General features: G+C 71.9%; 19 protein-coding genes and 1 pseudogene. 13 read left to right on the top strand and 7 right to left on the bottom strand.

Features of this window, described 5'->3' with window-relative positions:
- The first annotated feature begins 393 nt into the window (after positions 1-393).
- Both ACYQ8Q_RS17960 and ACYQ8Q_RS17955 read left to right on the top strand, forming a co-directional pair.
- Positions 394-1,605 carry a DUF222 domain-containing protein gene (locus ACYQ8Q_RS17960; RefSeq protein WP_460066128.1) on the top strand — a complete coding sequence of 404 codons (1,212 nt, stop codon included), beginning with the start codon at positions 394-396 and terminating at the stop codon, positions 1,603-1,605.
- A gap of 90 nt (positions 1,606-1,695) precedes the next feature.
- Positions 1,696-2,445 (top strand): transposase, encoded by a 750-nt coding sequence (locus tag ACYQ8Q_RS17955; RefSeq protein ID WP_460066126.1) that lies wholly within the window; start codon positions 1,696-1,698, stop codon positions 2,443-2,445.
- 294 nt (positions 2,446-2,739) lie between these two features.
- Here the strand turns inward: ACYQ8Q_RS17955 and ACYQ8Q_RS17950 are convergent, their stop codons facing one another.
- Together ACYQ8Q_RS17950 and ACYQ8Q_RS17945 are read right to left on the bottom strand one after the other, a co-directional pair.
- Complete coding sequence (locus ACYQ8Q_RS17950; RefSeq protein ID WP_460066124.1) at positions 2,740-3,756, bottom strand: hypothetical protein; 1,017 nt, start codon at positions 3,754-3,756, stop codon at positions 2,740-2,742.
- Between the two features lie 128 nt (positions 3,757-3,884).
- A complete protein-coding gene (locus ACYQ8Q_RS17945) occupies positions 3,885-5,360 on the bottom strand; it encodes a glycoside hydrolase (RefSeq protein WP_460066122.1) in 1,476 nt (491 codons plus the stop codon).
- 211 nt (positions 5,361-5,571) lie between these two features.
- Here ACYQ8Q_RS17945 and ACYQ8Q_RS17940 point away from each other — a divergent pair, with 211 nt between their 5' ends.
- The 4 genes from ACYQ8Q_RS17940 (at position 5,572) to ACYQ8Q_RS17925 (ending at position 9,902) form a co-directional block, all read left to right on the top strand.
- Complete coding sequence (locus ACYQ8Q_RS17940) at positions 5,572-6,369, top strand: class E sortase (RefSeq protein WP_460066120.1); 798 nt, start codon at positions 5,572-5,574, stop codon at positions 6,367-6,369.
- 52 nt (positions 6,370-6,421) lie between these two features.
- Entirely contained in the window at positions 6,422-7,231 is an 810-nt protein-coding gene (locus tag ACYQ8Q_RS17935; protein ID WP_460066118.1) for a L,D-transpeptidase family protein, read from the top strand.
- Between the two features lie 119 nt (positions 7,232-7,350).
- Positions 7,351-8,046, top strand: coding sequence for a response regulator (locus ACYQ8Q_RS17930; protein ID WP_460066117.1), 696 nt, complete (start codon positions 7,351-7,353; stop codon positions 8,044-8,046).
- Positions 8,043-9,902 (top strand): sensor histidine kinase, encoded by a 1,860-nt coding sequence (locus ACYQ8Q_RS17925; RefSeq protein ID WP_460066116.1) that lies wholly within the window; start codon positions 8,043-8,045, stop codon positions 9,900-9,902. Before ACYQ8Q_RS17930 ends, ACYQ8Q_RS17925 begins: the two co-directional genes overlap by 4 nt.
- A 16-nt stretch (positions 9,903-9,918) precedes the next feature.
- Here the strand turns inward: ACYQ8Q_RS17925 and ACYQ8Q_RS17920 are convergent, their stop codons facing one another.
- The 3 genes and pseudogenes from ACYQ8Q_RS17920 to ACYQ8Q_RS17910 all read right to left on the bottom strand — a co-directional run.
- Positions 9,919-10,308: a GntR family transcriptional regulator gene (locus ACYQ8Q_RS17920; RefSeq protein ID WP_460066115.1), complete on the bottom strand. Its 390-nt coding sequence runs from the start codon at positions 10,306-10,308 to the stop codon at positions 9,919-9,921.
- Positions 10,301-11,059: a hypothetical protein gene (locus ACYQ8Q_RS17915; protein ID WP_460066113.1), complete on the bottom strand. Its 759-nt coding sequence runs from the start codon at positions 11,057-11,059 to the stop codon at positions 10,301-10,303. The genes ACYQ8Q_RS17920 and ACYQ8Q_RS17915 overlap by 8 nt, the downstream gene beginning before the upstream one ends.
- A gap of 109 nt (positions 11,060-11,168) precedes the next feature.
- A pseudogene (locus ACYQ8Q_RS17910) lies at positions 11,169-11,384 on the bottom strand (MFS transporter); the annotation flags it as partial.
- Between ACYQ8Q_RS17910 and ACYQ8Q_RS17905 the strand changes: the two are divergent.
- The 4 genes from ACYQ8Q_RS17905 (at position 11,368) to ACYQ8Q_RS17890 (ending at position 13,956) form a co-directional block, all read left to right on the top strand.
- A complete protein-coding gene (locus ACYQ8Q_RS17905; RefSeq protein ID WP_460066111.1) occupies positions 11,368-11,859 on the top strand; it encodes a winged helix-turn-helix transcriptional regulator in 492 nt (163 codons plus the stop codon). The pseudogene ACYQ8Q_RS17910 and the gene ACYQ8Q_RS17905 overlap by 17 nt on opposite strands.
- A 29-nt stretch (positions 11,860-11,888) precedes the next feature.
- The gene (locus ACYQ8Q_RS17900; RefSeq protein WP_460066110.1) at positions 11,889-12,200 is read left to right on the top strand and encodes a DUF6412 domain-containing protein; all 312 of its coding nucleotides are present in this window, start codon (positions 11,889-11,891) and stop codon (positions 12,198-12,200) included.
- Positions 12,201-12,296: 96 nt separating this feature from the next.
- Positions 12,297-12,998 (top strand): YidC/Oxa1 family membrane protein insertase, encoded by a 702-nt coding sequence (locus tag ACYQ8Q_RS17895; protein WP_460066108.1) that lies wholly within the window; start codon positions 12,297-12,299, stop codon positions 12,996-12,998.
- A 100-nt stretch (positions 12,999-13,098) separates the two neighbouring features.
- On the top strand, positions 13,099-13,956 hold the full coding sequence (locus ACYQ8Q_RS17890; protein WP_460066106.1) for a fumarylacetoacetate hydrolase family protein: 858 nt from the start codon (positions 13,099-13,101) through the stop codon (positions 13,954-13,956).
- Positions 13,957-14,059: 103 nt separating this feature from the next.
- Here the strand turns inward: ACYQ8Q_RS17890 and ACYQ8Q_RS17885 are convergent, their stop codons facing one another.
- Entirely contained in the window at positions 14,060-14,566 is a 507-nt protein-coding gene (locus ACYQ8Q_RS17885) for a heme-degrading domain-containing protein (RefSeq protein ID WP_460066102.1), read from the bottom strand.
- Entirely contained in the window at positions 14,563-15,648 is a 1,086-nt protein-coding gene (locus ACYQ8Q_RS17880) for a Gfo/Idh/MocA family protein (protein ID WP_460066100.1), read from the bottom strand. The genes ACYQ8Q_RS17885 and ACYQ8Q_RS17880 overlap by 4 nt, the downstream gene beginning before the upstream one ends.
- Positions 15,649-15,704: 56 nt before the next feature.
- Here ACYQ8Q_RS17880 and ACYQ8Q_RS17875 point away from each other — a divergent pair, with 56 nt between their 5' ends.
- The 3 genes from ACYQ8Q_RS17875 to ACYQ8Q_RS17865 all read left to right on the top strand — a co-directional run bounded on the left by ACYQ8Q_RS17875 (position 15,705) and on the right by ACYQ8Q_RS17865 (position 18,723).
- Positions 15,705-16,811, top strand: coding sequence for an ROK family transcriptional regulator (locus ACYQ8Q_RS17875; protein ID WP_460066097.1), 1,107 nt, complete (start codon positions 15,705-15,707; stop codon positions 16,809-16,811).
- Positions 16,812-16,974: 163 nt separating this feature from the next.
- A complete protein-coding gene (locus ACYQ8Q_RS17870; RefSeq protein WP_460066094.1) occupies positions 16,975-17,838 on the top strand; it encodes a hypothetical protein in 864 nt (287 codons plus the stop codon).
- A gap of 105 nt (positions 17,839-17,943) precedes the next feature.
- Complete coding sequence (locus ACYQ8Q_RS17865) at positions 17,944-18,723, top strand: HAD-IIA family hydrolase (protein ID WP_460066091.1); 780 nt, start codon at positions 17,944-17,946, stop codon at positions 18,721-18,723.
- Positions 18,724-18,781 lie beyond the last annotated feature (58 nt).

The raw sequence follows: 18,781 nt of genomic DNA, 5'->3' as shown, positions 1-18,781 counted from the left end.
CGGACGGAGCTGCCTGGCGCCGTAGGCCACTCGTTTCTTCGGCAGTGTCGTGCTTCCGCGGGGGAGAAGCCAGCGAGCTGCCAGGGGAAGTCGGGGGCCCGGGTGGGGGTCGCTTGCGTGGGCTTCCTTGTGGGCGTGGGTGCGGGCATACGTGTGGGCGCGGTCGCGTCTCGCCTGCATGCCGGGTGGGGTCGGCGGCTTTCCTGCCGAGTGGTGACAGGGGCCCGGTTGGGGTCTGCCGCCAGGGGCGGCTCAGGGTTCATCCTTCCGAGTGACCCGCCTGACCTTGAGTTATTACTCTGTGTAATCGATAGTGGTGGTGTGGGTCCGCTCTTGGGGGCGGAGCGTTTTGTGGTGTGCCGGTCGGTCTGGGGGGGGGTGAGTCTTGTGTCCGTGGGTGAGCGGTCCGATGTGGCCGGGCAGGCAAACGTGCCCGATGTCGCGGACGTGGATGCTCGGGGCTTCCTGCTGTCTGATGAGTTGGTGGCCGGCCTGCGGGAGCAGCGGCCGGGCGGGGGCACTGCGGCCGAGCTCGATGGTCTTGATCCGGCTCGGCTGAGTGCGCGTGGGCGGATTGACGCCTTGGTCGTGATTGAGCGGCATATGGCGTGGCTGCAGGCCAAGCAGGTCGAGGTGCTGGCGGCGATCGCCGCGCACACCGAAACGCCCGAGGCTGTCATCGTCGCGGCGGGAGGAGGGCTGGACGATGTCTTCGCGGCTTCGTGGGACGGCGCGGTGGAGGAGGTGGCGTGTGCGTTGCGGCTGGCTCATCAGACCGCGGCGCGGCGTCTGAAGACGGCGACCTTGTTGAGCGCTCGGCATGGAGTGACCACCGGTCTGCTGGCGGAAGGGCGGATCTCCTATGTGCAGGCGATGACGGTCGCCGAGCAGTTGGAAGTGGTGGATGACGAGGTGGCGCAGCAGGTTGAGGTGGCGCTTGCGGACAAGATGCCTGCGCAGGCTGCTGGGCGGACCAGGGCTGCGCTTCGCCGAGCGATCCACCGCGCGGATCCGGAGGGGGCCGAGCAGCGGCACCGACAGAGGGCGAGGGAGCGGATGGTGCTGCACTATCCGCAGGACGACGGCATGGCCTTGTTCGGTGCGGTGCTTCCGGCTCAGCAGACCGCCCTCATGCAGCAGAGCGTGGACACCTGCGCCATGGGCTACGGGAATGATGGGCGAACCTTGGAGCAGAAGCGTGCGGACGCTCTCTTCGAGCTAGTCGTCGGTCGAGGTCGTGCGCCGACGGCGGGTGGGGAGGCCGGGCGGGCTGCCGCCGTGGTGCAGGTGACCGTGCCCTTCGACATCCTTCTGGGAGCGGACGACGGGCCTGCCGAGCTGCAGGGGTACGGGCCGATCACCGCCGGTCAGGCGCGGGAGGTGGCATTCGCGCCGGGTACCGTTTGGCGGCGCTTGATCACCGAGCCCGAAAGCGGGCTGCTGATCAAGAGCGATCCGACTACGTATCGGCCGACCGCTGAGACCAAACGCCATGTGATCGCTCGGGATCAACACTGCGCGTTCCCCAGCTGTCGGATGCCCGCGCACCGCTGCGATCTCGACCATGTGCGGCCGTTCAATGAGCCTCTTCGAGATGGCCACTGATCAGGTGACGGTCCAGGACCGCAACGAGCGAGGCCCCCGAGCTGTTGATCGAGATGTCTGACGTCTCAACCATGCTGCTCGGGGGCCTCGTTGGTCATCTATCCTGCCGCACTCGACCTGCCCCATGCGCTCGTGGAGTGGGTGACCATGCTGATCGTCACTCGCGAGGGTGACCGGCGCTGCAAGCTCCGCCCGTCCCAGCGCGCGATGGTGGCACTGGTGTACCTGCGCAAGCACACCACGCTGGCGAACATCGCTGCCGGGTTCGGGATCAGCGAGTCCACCGCCCACACCTATACCAGTGCGGTCATCCACCTGCTCGCCGAACGCGCGCCGGGTCTGCTAAAGGTCCTGCGCGAGGCCGATGCGGACTTCGTCCTGCTGGACGGCACGCTCGCCGAGTGCGACCGGGTCGGCGACGGACGTGCCGACTACTCCCACAAGCACCGCCGGCACGGCGTGAACGTGCAGGTGGTCACCGATCCGGGCGGCCGGCTGCTGTGGCTCTCACCCGCACTGCCGGGCCGGGCCCACGACCTGACCGCTGCCCGCACTCACCGCATCATCCGCATCTGCGAGCGCCAGGGCGTCCCCGTCCTGGCCGACCTCGCTTACCAGGGCGGCGGTCCCTGGGTGACCACAGGCATCAAACGCAGACCACTGCAGGAACTCACCCTCACCGAGAAGACCCTCAACCGGGCCCTGGCCGCGGCACGGGCACCGGTCGAACGCGGCGTGGCACGGCTCAAGTCCTGGCGAATCTTCCGCAGATCCCGATGCAGCCCGAACCGCATGACGTCAATCGCCAAAGCCGTCCTCACCCTGGAGCGGCACCTCTGAAGAAGCTCAATCATCGGCACCCTGCGCGCGGTGGGCAGACGACGCCGGACAATCTGCAGCCGCTGTGCCGTCGCCATCATCGGCTCAAGACCCATCATCCTGGCTGGAGTGTGGTCCGGGACCCTCACACAGGGGTCAGCACCTGGACCGCCCCGACCGGGCACACCTACACCAACGCGCCACCCGTCTATCGCGAGTGAATCGGGTCGAGCCAATGGTCACAGACACCGAAAGCCCGCCAGGATTGTTGTCTGGCGGGCCATGCGGACGCGCTCCGGGCCGGATGGGTGGAGGTCAGGCCTGGAGTCCGTGGCACCCCTCATAAACCGAGCCCGATCCACACCAACAAACCGCCCCCCGCTGCGGCGGCCAGGCAACCGCCCGCCCCCGCGCCGCCAAAGTCGTCGCGTACTGGGGCAACAGATCACCGTCGCCCGGCGTAGCCCCCTCGGACGCCGCGAAGGCCTCGTAGGAGGGGACCGTTCCCGTCACGATCCCCAGGTTCGCCGTGCCGGAGGCGGCCAGCTCGCGCAGGGACGCCTCTATCGTCGCCAGGTGGGTCTCGTGGGACGGGTAGTCCGCCGACAGGGTCGGGTACGCCGTCACCAGTTCCGACAGTTCGCCCGCCGGCCAGTGCAGGACCGCCACCGGGAAGGGGCGGGAGAGGGCCTCGCGGTAGGTGCCGAGTTCGGCTCGGAGGCGGGAGATCTCCGCCTCCAGTTCGGCCGGGTTGTCCGAGCCCAGCGACCAGACGCGCTTGGGGTCGTGGAGTTCGTCCAGGGAGACCGGGGAGGAGTGCAGGGTGTCGGCCAGGAGGTCCCACTCGTCGTGGGCCGCGCCCAGCATCCGGCGGACGCGGTGGCGGCCGAACAACAACGGATGCGTCGCGTACGGGGGCTCCGGTACGTCCGTCAGGAGCAGACGGGCGCCCTCCGTGAACGCCGCTTCCGCCGCCTCCAGCTCGTCGTGGGACTCCAGGGACTCCGCGACGATCACCCAGGGGGCCGCGTCGCGCGGGGCGGCCGCGCGGATGCCCTCGATGATCGCGCGGGCCTCGGCCTCGTGGCCGTACTCCCAGAGGTTCGAGGCCTTGAGGGCGCGGACCAGGTGGGGGTTGTCCAGACTGTCCGCGGAGGAGAGCAGGCGGTCGTAGAGCGTGCTCGCGGCGGGGCGGTCGCCGGAGAGTTCCAGGTGGGCCGCGGCCTGGAGCAGCAGCGGCTCGGCGTCCTCGGGGTACAGGCCGGCGGTCCGCTCCAGGCGGGCCGCTTCGGCGGTGTGGTCGACGTTTTCGGCGGGCGTGTCGGGGCGCATGCACGACACCGTACTGCCCGCCGGTGACAAAGGTCAGGTACCCGGTGAGGTATCTGCAGGCCGGCGAGGGCAGGGGAGCAGGGGGCCTGTGTCTCAGGACACAGGCCCCCGGGGATCGCTCCGCGCGGTCAGATCGTCACGTTGTCCACCTGCAGCGTCTGCACCGACTTCGCCGGGAAGGACAGGGCCACCGTCTTGCCGCTGAGGTAGGTGTCCGAGCGGGCCGTGTAGAGGTCGCCGCCGCCCGTGGTGAGGGTGGACCAGCGGGGGACCAGGCCGCCGGTGCCGCCGGTCACGGTGGTGAAGTTCGAGAGGTTGAAGGTCAGGGTCTGGGCCGACGAGGACGTGTTCAGGGCGACGATCACCAGGCGCTTCGCCGTCGCGTCGTAGGCGGCCGTCGCGTAGCTGACGCCCGTGTCCAGGATCTTCATGCCGGGGCGGATGTGGCGGCTGAACTGGGCCATCACGTAGTACTTCGTCTCGACCGCGCCGGCCTGCAGCGTGCTCGCGTCGTACTTGATCACTCCCCAGCCCGCCGTCGGGTCCATGACCTGCCAGTAGACCCAGGCCGTCGGGTGCAGCCAGCGGAAGTCGTAGAGGAGGTTGAAGGCCATGGTGTAGCCGGTGCCGTCGCTGTCGCCGGTCTCGGAGTTCCACAGGGCCTTGCCGGCCGTGGTGACGACGTCCGTGTACAGGAGGTCCCGGCGGCCGCCCGAGCCCTGGTAGCCGTGGACGTTGACCCGGTTGACGTAGCCCTTCGTGGTGGAGGAGAAGGAGTTCCAGGTCGTGCGGGCGAGATCGTAGCTCGTCTCGTCCGAGGCGGAGATCTTCGTCGAGGTCAGGCCGCGCTTGTCCAGCTCGCTGCGCATGTACGGCAGTACGGCGGACTGGACCGTCGCGTCCATGTGGCAGCCCTCCTGCGTGCCCGTCGCCGTCCACCAGGAGGACGAGGGCTCGTTGAAGGGGTCGACCGTCGCGAAGTTCACGCCCCAGTTGTTCTTGGCGTAGAGGGCCACCGCCGCCAGGTGCGAGGCGTGCTGGCGGTAGTTCCAGGACTGGAGGTTGTTGCCGCCGCCGGAGGCGCCGGACGGGTTGTGGTTCAGACACATCCACCACATGGGGGAGTTGGCGAAGAGCTCGGTCGTCGCGCCGCGCGCCACCGCCTTCTGCAGCATCGCGCGCTGGGTGGCGTCCGCCGTCCAGTTCCAGGCCGAGGACGTGGGGTCCTCGTTGTTCCAGTCCTGCCAGTAGCCCTCGATCTGCTTGAAGGCGGGGATGTTGGCGGAGGCCACCATCGACTCGCCGCTCACCGTGTTCCAGCTGCACGCGCCCAGGTTGTAGCGGGCGATGTTCAGGCCGAGGCCGGGCAGGGTCGTGCCGTTGTACGACACGGAGTTGGTCGTGAAGAAGGCGTCGGCGAAGTCGGTCCGGTTGCCGAAGACGTTCGCCCACCAGGCGAGCGAGGTGCCCCAGCCCTCCCAGGTGCCGTAGGACGTCGACGGGTTGACGGCGATGGTCGCGTCGGCGTGGGCGGTGCCCGTCGCCAATGCGCTGCCGAAGAGCGTGCCGCCGGTGGCGGCCAGCAGTGTCCTGCGTCGGATCATGGCTACTCCGCTCCGAGTTGTGGCCGGTCCCGTGCGGCCGAAACGAAGCATCGGGTGTGGTGCGTGGGGTTGTCGAGAGTTCTGACAGCCCTTTCTCCAACCTGTGGAGGAAGGGGTGGGGGGAGGCATCCTGCGGGTTCGAGGGGGCGAACGCGCAGGTCGTGAATGTGCGGGTCTGGAGACCTTGTCCGTACGGCCTTATGGTGCCCCGATGGTGCGCAGCGTGCGGATTCCCCTCGTACAGCACAGCTCCCTGCGACGGCGTGCCCGGTACCGGCGGGTGCTCTGGAGCGGAGCGGAACTTCTGGTGACGGCCGGTGTGCTGGTGCTTCTGCTCGTCGCCCATCAGCTGTGGTGGACCAACCGGGAGGCGCGGGAGGGCGCCGAGCGGAAGGTGGAGGCGCTGGAGCGGGAGTGGGGGAGGCCCGGGGACACCGCCGGCACCGGGACCGGCGGCGGCAGCGGCGGCACCACCCCTGGCGCCCCGGGCTCCGACGGTGGGGGCGGGCGGTCCGACGGCGCCACGAAGGCCTCCTCCGGTACGTCCCCCCGCGCCTCCCAGGCCTACGCCGTCCTCCGTATCCCCCGCCTGGGTCTCCGCGTTCCGGTCGCCGAGGGCACCGACAAGCAGAAGGTCCTCAACAAGGGGTACGTCGGCCACTACACCCACACCCAACAGCCGGGCCAGGCAGGCAACTTCGCGCTCGCCGGGCATCGCAACACCCACGGTGAACCCTTCCGTCACCTCGACCGCCTCAAGAAGGGCGACACGGTGGAGGTGGAGACGAGGAACACGACCTACACCTACACCGTCGACAAGATCCTGCCGCGGACCTCACCCCGCGACTCGGGAGTCATCCGGCCCGTGCCCCGCTCCCTGACCGAGCCCGCCTACGGCTACACCCTCCCCGGCCACTACCTCACCCTCACCACCTGCACCCCCGAATACACCTCGCGCTACCGGCTGGTGGTGTGGGGGAAGCTGCTGTCGGCCCGTCCCCGGGACTGAACGCGCACCAGAACCTGACCAGTTCCTCATAGGTGTCGGTCAGGGTCGAAGCATGATCAGGTCCATCCGCCACCTTGCCCCGCGACCTGCGGCGCTGTGCCTTCCGGTCGCCGTCCTGACCGCGTCGCTCCTGCTCACCGGCTGCGGCGGCGGTGCCGAGGCCGCCCCCGCCCACGCGTCGACCGCACCCGCGCGGAGCGCACCGCCGAGCACACCGTCGTCCCTGCCCGAGGTCTCCCTCCAGGACGCCCCGAAGACGGTGGAGCGGCAACTGCCGCAGGAGCTTCCGGGCCTCGGCCCCAAGACCCTGGCCGAGGTGCCGTCCGAGACCCGGCAGGCCGTCGTCGTGACCGGGCAGGACGAGAACTCGTCGCAGTCCACCGTGGTGCTGTACACGCGCACCGACGACGGCTGGCGGGCCGGGGCGAGCTGGGCCGCGCACAACGCCCGCGACGGGTGGAGCGATCACCACATGGCCGGTGACCTGCGCTCACCCATCGGTGTCTTCGGCCTCACGGACGCCGGCGGGCTGCTCCCCGACCCCGGGTCCCGGCTGCCGTACGACCGCTCGGGCAGCTTCACCGTGTCCGGCACGGGCTTCGAGGGCGAGCCGCTGGCGGGCTCCTTCGACTATGTGATCGCCATCAACTACAACCGCACGCCGGGCACTTCACCCCTGGACCCGACCCGGCCGCTCGGCACCGGCCGCGGCGGCGGCATATGGTTGCACGTCGACCACGGCGGCCCCACGCACGGCTGTGTCAGCCTGCGCGAGGACCGTATGAAAGAGCTGCTGCGCGCGCTCGACCCCGACCTGGACCCCGTCGTCGTCATGGGCGACGCCGCCTCGCTCAGCCGCTGAGGAGCCCGGGCGGGAAGGACACGGCACAGGAATGTCAGGAAGCCGTGAGCATGTGGGAAGCCTCTCCAAAGGCTCTTCGTCCCGCCTGCTCGCACCTCCGTCCGCCTAGCATCGGCCGCGTGTGCGCATATGTGCTGGTGGCCGAGGACGACGAGAAGCAGGCGGAACTGATACGCCGTTCCCTCCTGAAGGAGGGGCATACCGCAGCCGTCGTCCACGACGGTTCGGCCGCGCTCGCCTCGGCGCGCAGGCTCCGGCCCGACCTCGTCGTGCTGGATCTGATGCTGCCGGTCGTCGACGGGTACGCGGTCTGCCGGGAGCTGCGCCGCGACGACGACATCCCCGTGCTCATGCTGACCGCCCGCTCCACCGAGGACGATGTGCTGCTCGGCCTGGAGATCGGCGCGGACGACTACATGACCAAGCCCTACAGCCCGCGCGAGCTGATGGCCCGGATCCGCACGGTCCTGCGGCGCAGCGAGCGCGCCGCGGGCCGGAGCGAGGACCCCGTCGTGCGGGCTGCGGGGGTCTCCATCGATCTCCTGCGGCACGAGGTGCGCTGCGACGGTGTGCTCGTCGAGGTGACCCCGGCCGAGTACGAGATCCTCCTCGCCATGGCCTCCGAACCCGAACGGGTCTTCTCCCGGCGGCAGTTGTTGCAGTGCACCCGGGGGATCGACCGGGCCTCCACCGAGCGGGCGATCGATGTGCACATCATGAACCTGCGCAAGAAGACCGAGCGGGACCCGCGCAGACCCGCCCGGCTGCTGACCGTCTTCGGGGTGGGCTACAAACTCAGCGGGGACCGCGCGTGAGCCGGGGCGTCCCGCTGCACAAGCGTCTCCTCGTACGGCTGCTGATCACCTCGGTCCTCATCGCCGTGTGCTCGGTCGCGGCGACCGCCTGGCTGGCCGTCCAGACCACCACCCGCGCCCTGCGCGAGGAACAGGGGCAGGTCCTCGCCGACGACATGGACATTCTCCAGCGCCTCAGCGGGTACGCCGCCACCCATGCCGACTGGAGCGGGGTCGAGGGCACCGTGCGCGCCCTGTCCGCGAAGACGGGCCGGCGTATCGCCCTGACCACCGTGGACCGCACGGTCATCGTCGACTCCGCCGCGGACGGCACCTCGTTGCCGCCCCGGGCGGCGGCCACCGTCGACCCCCTGCACACCGACACCTTCACCGACCCCGGCGCGCAGAACAGCGGCATCGATCCACGGGCCGTCGGGCCGTTCCGGCTGACGGCCGGTGAGCGCGCCAAGTTGCGGGCGCTGGCCGAGAAGCAGCAGCGGTGCCTGACCCTTGACGGCGTGCGGAGCACGCTCACCCAGACGTCCACCGGGCGTCCGCTGCTCATCGACGAGGAGGGGGAGACCGTCACCGGCAACGACTCGCAGCACTGCGTCGGCGACAGTTTCTATGTGCAGACGCCCACGGAGAAGAAGGCCGTGGACGCGCTGACGCAGGCGGCCCAGTCCTGTGCGGACCAGGAGCAGGTGAAGCTCGACTCGCCCCTGTTCGTCAGGTTCAGCCCCTGGGAGCGGACCCTGCGGCCACGGGCCGTCTACGAGAAGTACGACGACCGGCAGGACACCGCCGACGGCCGGGCGGCGCAGGGGTGTGTGGACAGGGCGTTCCGCGCCCAGCTCGACCCGTACATCGCCCCGGCGGCCGAGCTGTTCCTCGGGACGGGGGACACCGGCGCGCCGCGCTTCGACATGTCACCGGCCAACAAGGCCAAGGTCGTCGGTGCGGCCGGTCTGGTCCTCGCCCTCACCGTGGCGGTGACCGCGGTGGTCGCCACCCGGCTCGTCCGACCGCTGCGCGCGCTGACCCGGGCCGCCCAGCAGCCGCCCGAGCTGCACCTGCGGGTCCCCGTCACCACGCGCGACGAGACCGGCGTGCTGGCGGAGGCGTTCAACGACCTCGCCGACCGGCGGGAGCGGCTGGAGACCCAGCGCAAGGCGCTGATCAGCGACATCGCCCATGAACTGCGCACCCCGCTCACCAACATCCGCGGCTGGCTGGAGGTCACCCGGGACGGCATGGTCGACCCGGACCCGGATCTGCTCGACTCCCTGCACGAAGAGGCGCTGCTGCTCCAGCGCGTCATCGACGACCTCCAGGACCTCGCGTCCGCCGACGCGGGCACGCTCCGGCTGCACCCCGAAGCCGTGCGCGCCGACGAGCTGCTCGCCCAGGTCGCCGCCGCGCACCGGGTCGCCGCGGCCACGGCCGGGGTCGTCCTGCTGACGAAGGCCGAGGACGCCGTCTGGCTGGAGGCCGACCCCGTCCGGATGCGGCAGGCGCTGGGCAACCTGGTCTCCAACGCGATCCGCCACACCCCGGCCGGCGGCACGATCACCCTGACCGCGCGGCGGGAGAGAGCCCGGGACGCCCGGTACGACTCGCGGGACGAGCGGGTCGTCTTCGACGTCGCCGACACCGGCAGCGGTATCGCCCCCGAGGAGCTGCCGCATGTCTTCGACCGGTTCTGGCGCGCGGAGAAGTCCCGCAGCCGCCGCACCGGGGGCAGCGGCCTGGGTCTCGCCATCGTCCGTCAGCTCATGGCCGCCCACGGCGGTACGGCCGAGGCGGCCAGCGAACCCGGCGCGGGTTCGGTCTTCTCCCTGAGCCTTCCCGCACGGCAAACGGAGGCCAGCCGGTGACCCCCCTGCGTGAGGGTCACCCTCGACCCTCCCTCCCCAGCGCCTCCCGCACCGCCGTCAGGATCGCCTCCGTGCCCGCGCCCAGGGCCCGGGCCGCCGCGGTGAAGTCGCGGGTCAGGGCGGCGAGTTGGGCGGGGTCGAAGCGGACAGGCCCGGTGGGGAGGGCCGCGACGCGGGTGCCGGCGCCGCGCCGGGTGCGGATCAGTTCGGCGGCCTCCAGTTCGCGGTAGGCGCGGGCCACGGTGCCGGGCGCGAGGCCGAGGTCGGCGGCGAGCTGCCGTACGGTCGGCAGGCGTTCGCCCTCGGTCAGCCGGCCGGTGAGGATCAGGGTGGCGAGCTGTGCGCGGATCTGCTCGTACGGCGGAACCTGGCTGGTCGTGTCGACCCGGACGGCGGCCTCACTCATCGTCGACGGCCCGGGGGACCACGATGGTGAACACGGACCAGCCGAGGGCGAACAGGCTCAGCAGGCCCAGCGGGTAGATCACCAGGGCGGTGACGTTGCCCAGCATGCCGGCGCACCGCGAGTAGAACAGCACCCTGCCGATCATTCCCAGGACCAGCAGCAGCTGGCTGGAGACGAGCAGGCCCCAGGCCGCGGTGATCGCCCAACTGCGGTCGTGGCGCTGTCGGTTCTCGCCGGGGCGGTGGGCGATGCGGCGCAGGGCCCAGGCGCAGGCGGCGGTGCCGAGGGTGACGGAGATCAGGACCGGGGTGGCGTAGTAGAGGCCCGGCCAGGGGGTGAGCCGGCGGGTCAGGCCCACGGCGCAGGTGACGGCGAGGGCCCGGCCGTTGTGGCCCGCGCGGTCGGCGTCGGCCGCGGCGACCCCGACCGTCAGCAGCAGGACGAGGAACGCCGACTGCAGGAGGAGCAGCCGGGCCATCCGGGGCGGTACGTGGTCGCGGACCCGGCGCGGGGAGAGGGCGGCCCTGCGGACCCGGTCCTGCGGGGCGGGGGTGAGGGAGTCGCCGAGCAGGACCCCGCCCACCGCGCACAGTCCGAAGGCGGTGACGGCGGCCACGAACGGCATGGCCATGTCGTCGCTGTCCATCGTGGCCAGCCCCTGGGCGACCGCCGCCCCGAGCGCGAGCCCGGCCCAGCGGGCGCAGAGGTCGGCACGGGCCAGGAGTCTGTCGGGCGTGACGGTGTCGATCATGTCGTCCCCCGGTGGAATGCTTGTATCAAGTGGTGAGTACAAGATGCCGGGAGCGGCTTCTTGTGTCAAACCCTTGATACAAGCGGCGGGTTGGGGGAAGGGGCAGGGGTCACGCCGCCCGCGCCCCGCCCGTCCGGTGCGCGATCCCCACCAGTACCGCCCCCAGCACCGCCAGCCCCGCCGACACCGCCATCGCCACGTCCGCGCCCCGGGCGGGTCCGCCGCCCGTACCGGTGACCAGGGCGATGGTCAGGGCCACCCCGGCGCAGGACCCGACGTACCGCAGGGTCTGCTGGGCTCCCGAGCCCATGGCTGCCCGGGCGCTGGAGGTCGTCGGTGAGCGCTGGACGCTCCTCGTCGTCCGCGACGCGCTCTACGGCGTCCGGCGCTACAACGACTTCCTCGTCCACCTCGGCATCCCGCGCGCCGTCCTGGCCGCCCGCCTCCAGGCGCTCACCGCCGAGGGCGTCCTGGAGAAGCGCCGCTACCAGGAGTCCCCGCCGCGTGACGAGTACGTCGTCACCGACCGCGGTATCGCCCTGTGGCCCACCCTGCGCTCCCTCGGCCTGTGGGGCCGCGAGCACTACGGCGAGGCCCGGCTGCGCGTCTTCGAGCACGCCGCGTGCCGTACCGAACTCGGCCCCTACGGCGAATGCCCCGTGTGCGGAACCCCGGTACCGGTCCCGGACGTCCTCATGGTGCCGGGTCCGGCGCTCGATCCCGATCCGGCCGACCCGGTCAGCCGCGCGCTCCTGAAGCCCAAGCGGCTGCTGGAACCGATCGAGACCGGTCAGCCGTAAGATCCGAGAACATCCACGGAGGGGGGAACGTGATCCGCAAGCGGCTCACCGCGCGCTCCGCGCCCCTGCTCCTCTTCCTCGTCCTCGACGTCCTCCTCCTCGACACCGGCAGTCTCTCGGCCGCCGTCGCGCTCGCCGCGACCGCCGCCGCCTCCTCCGCGTTCGCGGTCTGCGCCCTGGTCGCGTCCCGCAGCGCGCCCGCCGTACCGCCCACCCGGGTGCGCACGGCCATCAGGGACCGCGCCCGGCGCACGGCCTTCCTGCCGCAACGCGATCCGGACGCCTCCGGCCGGCCCCGCCCCCGAGCCCCCGGCCGTGCCCTCACGGCGACCGCCGCGTAGGGCACGTCCTTCTTCTCCCCGTGGCCCCGCGCGGGTCGTCATGCCGCCCTTTTCCGCAGTTCCGGCACGACGAGACCCCCGGAGGGCTCCTCACCCATGTCCGTTTTCGCCACCCTGGTCGAGCACCTCGCCGACCTGCTCCAGCCGCTGTTCGGCGCCGCTGCGGCGGCCGCCGCGATCGTCCTGTTCACGGCTGCCGTACGACTCCTCGTCCATCCCCTGTCCAGGGCGGCGGCCCGTGGCCAGAAGGCCCGGGCGGCGCTCCAGCCGAGGATCGCCGAGCTGCGCAGGAAGCACGCGCGCCACCCCGAGAAGCTCCAGCGGGCGGTGCTCGACCTGCACGCCGAGGAAAAGGTGTCGCCGCTGTCCGGGCTGCTGCCCAGCCTCTGTCAGGCGCCCGCCTTCTTCCTCCTCTACCACCTCTTCTCCAGCACCTCGATCGGTGGCGAGACCAACGCCCTGCTCGGCCATCGGCTCCTCGCCGCGCCCCTCGGCGACCGCTGGGCCGACGCGCTGGGCGGCGACGGGCCGTTCGGGCCGGCCGGACTGGTGTACCTGGCGCTGTTCGCCGTCGTCGCGGCCGTCGCCACGGTCAACTTCCTGCGGGCCAGGCGGGTCCCGCTGCCCGAGACCGGCACCGGCCAGGACGTGCCGGGCGTCGGCGCGATCACCAAGGTCATGCCGTTCCTGTCCTTCTTCACCCTGGTCACCGTGGCCGTCGTCCCGCTCGCCGCCGCGCTGTACGTCATCACCAGCACGACGTGGAGCGCGGTCGAGCGAGCGGTGCTCTACCGGTGAGCCTGGTGACGGTCCAGTACGTGAACCGGGTATTGCGGAGCGCACGCCCAGCTTGGAGGATCGACCAGTCATCCGATGGCTGCACCCGGAGATGGTGATCATGAAGCTGCTGCGAGTCGGTACGGCGGGCGCGGAGCGTCCCGCGCTGCTCGATGCCGACGCAACCCTGCGGGACCTGTCGGGTGTCGTGGACGACATCGACGGCGCGCTGCTCGCCGACGCCGCCGCGCTCGGCCGGATCCGCGCGGCCGCCGAGGCCGGCGAGTTGCCCGAACTCGACGCGACCGGGCTGCGGATCGGGCCGCCGCTGGGCCGGATCGGCAAGATCGTGTGCATCGGGCTGAACTACCACGACCACGCCCGGGAGACCGGCGCCGAGCCGCCGGCCGAGCCCGTGATCTTCTTCAAGGCGGCGGACACGGTCGTCGGGCCGTACGACACCGTGCTCGTCCCCCGCGGGTCCGCCAAGACCGACTGGGAGGTGGAGCTGGCCGTCGTCGTCGGGCGTACGGCCCGCTATCTGGAGTCGGCCGAGGAGGGGCTCGCGCATGTCGCCGGGTACGCGGTGGCGCACGACGTGTCCGAGCGGGAGTTCCAGATCGAGCGGGGCGGGACCTGGGACAAGGGGAAGAACTGCGAGACGTTCAACCCCCTGGGGCCGTGGCTGGTGACCGCCGACGAGATCGGTGATCCGCAGGGGCTGTCGCTGCGGCTGTGGGTCAACGGGGAGCTGAAGCAGGACGGGACCACGGCCGAGCAGATCTTTCCCGTGGGGGAGGTCGTGCGGTACGTCAGCCAGTTCATGACGCTCTACCCCGGGGACGTGATCAACACGGGGACGCCGGCGGGGGTCGCGCTGGGCGCGCCCGAGCCGAAGCCGTTCCTGCGGGCCGGGGATGTCGTGGAGTTGGAGATCTCCGGCTTGGGCAGGCAGCGGCAGGAGTTCAAGGACGCCTGAGCGCTCCGCTTCGGGGGCCGGGGAACCGCGGTGGTACGCCGGCTGCGGTCCGGTTGTGGCTGATCGCGCAGTTCCCCGCGCCCCCGAGAAGAAGGCGCCTCGCCTACAGGTACTTCTCCAGGAACCGTTCCAGGGCCTCGACCACGAAACGGTGGTCCTCCAGCTGGGGCAGGCCCGACACCGTCACCGCGCCCACCACTCCCACTCCCTCCACGGTGACGGGGAAGGAGCCGCCGTGGGCCGCGTACGTGTCCAGGTCGAGGCGGGAGGACTCCTCGAACGTCGTGCCCCTGGCGCGGTAGCGGGTGCCCACCAGGTAGGAGGAGGCGCCGAAGCGTTCCACCACGCGGCGCTTGCGGTCGATCCAGGCGTCGTTGTCGGGGGTGGAGCCGGGCAGGGCCGCGTGGAAGAGCTGCTGGCCGGAGCGGTGGATGTCGACCGCCAGCGGGGCCTCGCGCTCACGGGCCATCTCCACCAGGAGCGAGCCGAGCGCCCACGCGTCCTCGTGGGTGAACTGGCGGAAGACCAGCCGTCGTTCCTGCGCCTGGAGCTCCTCCAGGCTCGGGGTGATCTCCGGGGTGAACTTCGGGGTCAGCTCGTGGGTGCTCATGACAGCGTCACCGCCACTCCGTCTCGTGCCGAACGGCGGGCCGCCTCCAGGACGTCGAGGGCGGCGGCCGCCTCGACGGCGGTCACCGGATTGGGTCCGCCGTCGATCAGTGCCTTGGCCACCGCAGCGTAGTAGGCGGGATAGTCCCCGGGGAGGGTCCGTACGGGTCGTCCGCCGCCGGTCAGGGGAGATTCCCCGGCGCCGACGCGGCCCCACAGCTCCTCGGGTTCCTCGCCCCAGCCGGGGCCGGGGCGTCCGCCCTCGCGCAGCGCCGCCTCCTGCGGGTCCAGGCCGTACTTCACATAGCCCGCCGTCGAGCCCAGTACCCGCAGGCGCGGGCCGAGTTGGGGGGTGGTGGCGGAGACGTGGAGGTGGGAGCGGACCCCGCTCGTGTGGGTGAGCGCGATGAAGGTGTCGTCGTCGGTCTCCGCGCCGGGGCGGCGGACGTCCGCCTCGGCGTACACGGAGGCGGCGGGGCCGAACAGCGTCAGTGCCTGGTCGACGACATGGCTGCCGAGGTCGTACAGCAGACCTCCGATCTCTGCGGGGTCGCCGGACTCCCGCCAGCCGCCCTTCGGCTGCGGCCGCCACCGCTCGAAGCGGGACTCGAACCGTCGTACGTCCCCCAGCTCGCCGTCGGCCAGCAGGGCGCGCAGGGTCAGGAAGTCGTTGTCCCAGCGGCGGTTCTGGAAGACGGAGAGGAGCAGGCCCCGCTCGTCGGCGAGGGCGGCCAGCCCGCGCGCCTCGGCGGCGGTGCCGGCGACCGGCTTGTCCACGACGACGGCCAGGCCCGCCTTCAGGGCGGCCGTGGCCAGCGGGACGTGCGTGCGGTTCGGGGACGCGACGACGACCAGGTCCAGCTCGTCGGCGCGGGCGAGCAGCTCCTCGGCGGTGGCGGTGAGCCGTACGTCCGGGAACTCGGTGCGGGCCTGGTCCTGCCGCTCGGGGTTCGAGGTGACCACCGTGTCCAGGGTCAGGCCCTCGGTGGCGGCGATCAGCGGGGCGTGGAAGACCGAGCCCGCGAGGCCGTAGCCGATCAGGCCCACGCGCACCGGGGTCTCGCCAGTCTTGCGTCCAGTCATGGGACCCACTTTCGCAACGCTGTTGCCAAAGTGCAAGCAGGGAGGAGAATGGAGGGGTGAACGGGACGAACGGAAGCGGGCGCACGGCCGGCGTGAACCTGCCGGACCTGCGCAACCACAACGCCGCGCTGGTACTGGACCTGCTGCGGGTGGCCGGCCGGGACGGCATCAGCAGGCTGGAGCTGGCCGACCGCACCGGACTCACCCCGCAGGCCGTCAGCAAGATCACCGCCCGGCTGCGGGAGGAGGGATTCGCGGCGGAGGCGGGCCAGCGCGCCTCGACCGGTGGTAAACCGCGCACCCTGCTGCGTCTGGTCCCGGGCGCCGGGCACGCCGTCGGCGTCCATCTGGACCGCGACGAACTGCGGGCCGTGCTGACCGATCTCGACGGGAGCGTGGTGGGGGAGCGGCGGGTGCCGCTGGACCTGGGCGCGGGCGCCGAGGCGGTCCTGGAGACGGTGGTGCGGGAGGCCGGGGAGCTGGGGCATGCCGCGAGCGGTTCGCCGCTCGGCGTCGGGGTGGCGCTGCCCGGCCCGCTCGACCACGTCCACGGGGTGCTCCACCGTGTCACCGGCTTCCCGGAGTGGGACGGCTTCCCCCTGCGCGACGCCCTCGCCGACCGCCTCGGCGTGCCGGTCGTCGTCGACAAGGACACCAACGCCGCCGCCCTCGGACTCGCCGTCGGCGGCGAGCGCGGCTCCTTCGCCTACCTCCACCTCGGTACGGGACTCGGGGCCGGGCTGGTGATCGGCGGGACCGTGCACCGGGGCGCGCGCACCGGCGCCGGCGAGTTCGGCCACCAGGTCATCCAGATGGACGGGCTGCACTGCTCGTGCGGGAACCGGGGCTGCGTCGAGGCGCTGTGCCTCGCGGCCATCGGCAAGGGCGACGTGAGCGAGGCCGCCCGGGTGCTCGGCGAGGGCGCCTCCAACCTCGTGGGGCTGCTCGACATCGACCTCGTCCTGCTGGGCGGCCGGACCGTCACGGCGGCACCGGGGCCCTTCGTCCGCGGGGTCACCTCGGTGCTCGCCGACCGCGCGCGTCGCGAGGGCTCGCCCGAGGGCGCCGTGCCGGTGCGGCTCGCCCCGGGCGGGGACCGGGCGGTCGCCGACGGAGCGGCCCAGCTCCTGCTCGCGCCGGTGTTCGGACGGGGGGACGGCTGAGGGCGCCCACGGCGACACACGCCACCGGGCGCCGCAGCGAGGTGCAGCGAGGTGCAGCGAGGTGCAGCGCCGAGCGCTGCACCGAAGGGGTGAAAAACCCGACCATCGCATAGTCGTACGGCCGTGTCGGCGTCCCCCGCCCCCGCCCGCCCGGCAGGCTCACATGACCATGCGAGTGTCCACGCCCGACGCCCTCCGCCGTGCCGCGACCGCAGCCGCCGTCGCCGCCGCGACCGCAGCCCTGCTCGCCGTGCCCGCGCACGCCGAGGACGGCGCGTCCTGCGCCGGTTCCGACGCCGCCGCGTTCCCCCTCACCACCCGGCTGCACGGCGGCCCGGGCTCCTACCGGGCGGGCGGCGGCTACGGCACCTGGTACCTCGACCTCACCAACACCACCGACCGCACCTGCGCCGGGATCCACCCGGTCGTCGTGCTCGTCGACTCCGGGCGCGCCCTGCAGCCCGGCCAGCCGCAGCTGGACTTCTACGCGGACGGCCGGCCGCATCCCGTCCGCTTCGAGACGACCGACGAGGACGAACTGGTCGGCGCCTTCACCGACGGGCCCGACGGGGAACCCGGCGCCTTCCCCGGCTTCACGGTCGCCCCCCGCGAGACCCTCACCGTCGAGGTACGGCTCGCGCTCACCTCGGACACCGCGCCCGACGACATCACCGCCAACGCGGCGCTCGTCCAGCGGCACGGCGACGACGGCGACTGGATCGGACAGTCGAACGACTACCGGTTCACCGTCGAGGGCGAGCCCCGGGAGAGCGCCGCGCCCGAGACCGGGGCTCCCGCGAGCGAGGCGCCCACCGGGAGCGCCGCCGCGACCGCGCCCGGGACCACCCCCGCCCCTCCCCCCTCCGACTCCTCCCTCCCTCCCCGCGCCACCGGCACCCCCTCCCTCGCCGACGAGGCCGCCGAGCTCGCCCGCAGCGGCTTCGGCTCGACCTCCGCCCTCCTCGCCGCCACCGCCTGCTTCGTCGCCGCCGGCATCGCCCTGCTGCTCGCCCGCCGCCGCAACTGAGCCGCTGTGGTCCCCGTCCCCGGATGTTCCGATTCCGGGCATTCCCTCAAGATCGGGCGGTGATTAGGCTGGGGCCGCATCCGCGCACGGCAGGAGATCCCGCACATGGCAGACCGCAAGCCCATCGAGTCGTGGCTCACCGACATGGACGGTGTGCTCATCCACGAGGGCGTCCCGATCCCCGGAGCCGACGCCTTCCTGAAGAAGCTGCGCGAGTCCGGCAGGCCGTTCCTGGTCCTGACCAACAACTCCATCTACACCCCGCGCGACCTGCACGCCCGGCTCCGGCGCATGGGCCTGGACGTGCCCATCGACAACATCTGGACCTCGGCCCTCGCCACCGCCCAGTTCCTGGACGACCAGCGGCCGGGCGGCACGGCGTACGTCATCGGCGAGGCCGGCCTCACCACCGCCCTGCACGACATCGGCTACATCCTCACCGACCACGAGCCCGACTACGTGGTCCTCGGCGAGACCCGCACCTACTCCTTCGAGGCCATGACCAAGGCGGTCCGGCTGATCAACGACGGCGCCCGGTTCATCTGCACCAACCCCGACGAGACCGGCCCCTCCACCGAGGGCCCCCTCCCGGCCACCGGGGCCGTCGCCGCGCTGATCACCAAGGCGACCGGCAAGCAGCCGTACTTCGCCGGCAAGCCGAACCCGCTGATGATGCGCACCGGCCTCAACGCGATCGGCGCGCACTCCGAGACCAGCGCGATGATCGGCGACCGCATGGACACCGACGTGCTGGCCGGCATGGAGGCCGGGATGCAGACCTTCCTCGTGCTCACCGGTCTGACCCGGCCCGAGCAGGTGGAGAACTTCCCGTACCGCCCCTCGAAGATCGTCGACTCGATCGCGGACCTCGTCGACCGGATCTGAGACACCTGAAACCCGGTCGGCGCCCCGACCCACCCGTACGGAGCAGTGAGACCCCGCC

The organism is Streptomyces sp. YKOK-I1 (assembly GCF_054660435.1).
This window is presented reverse-complemented; position numbering and strand designations above follow the sequence as displayed.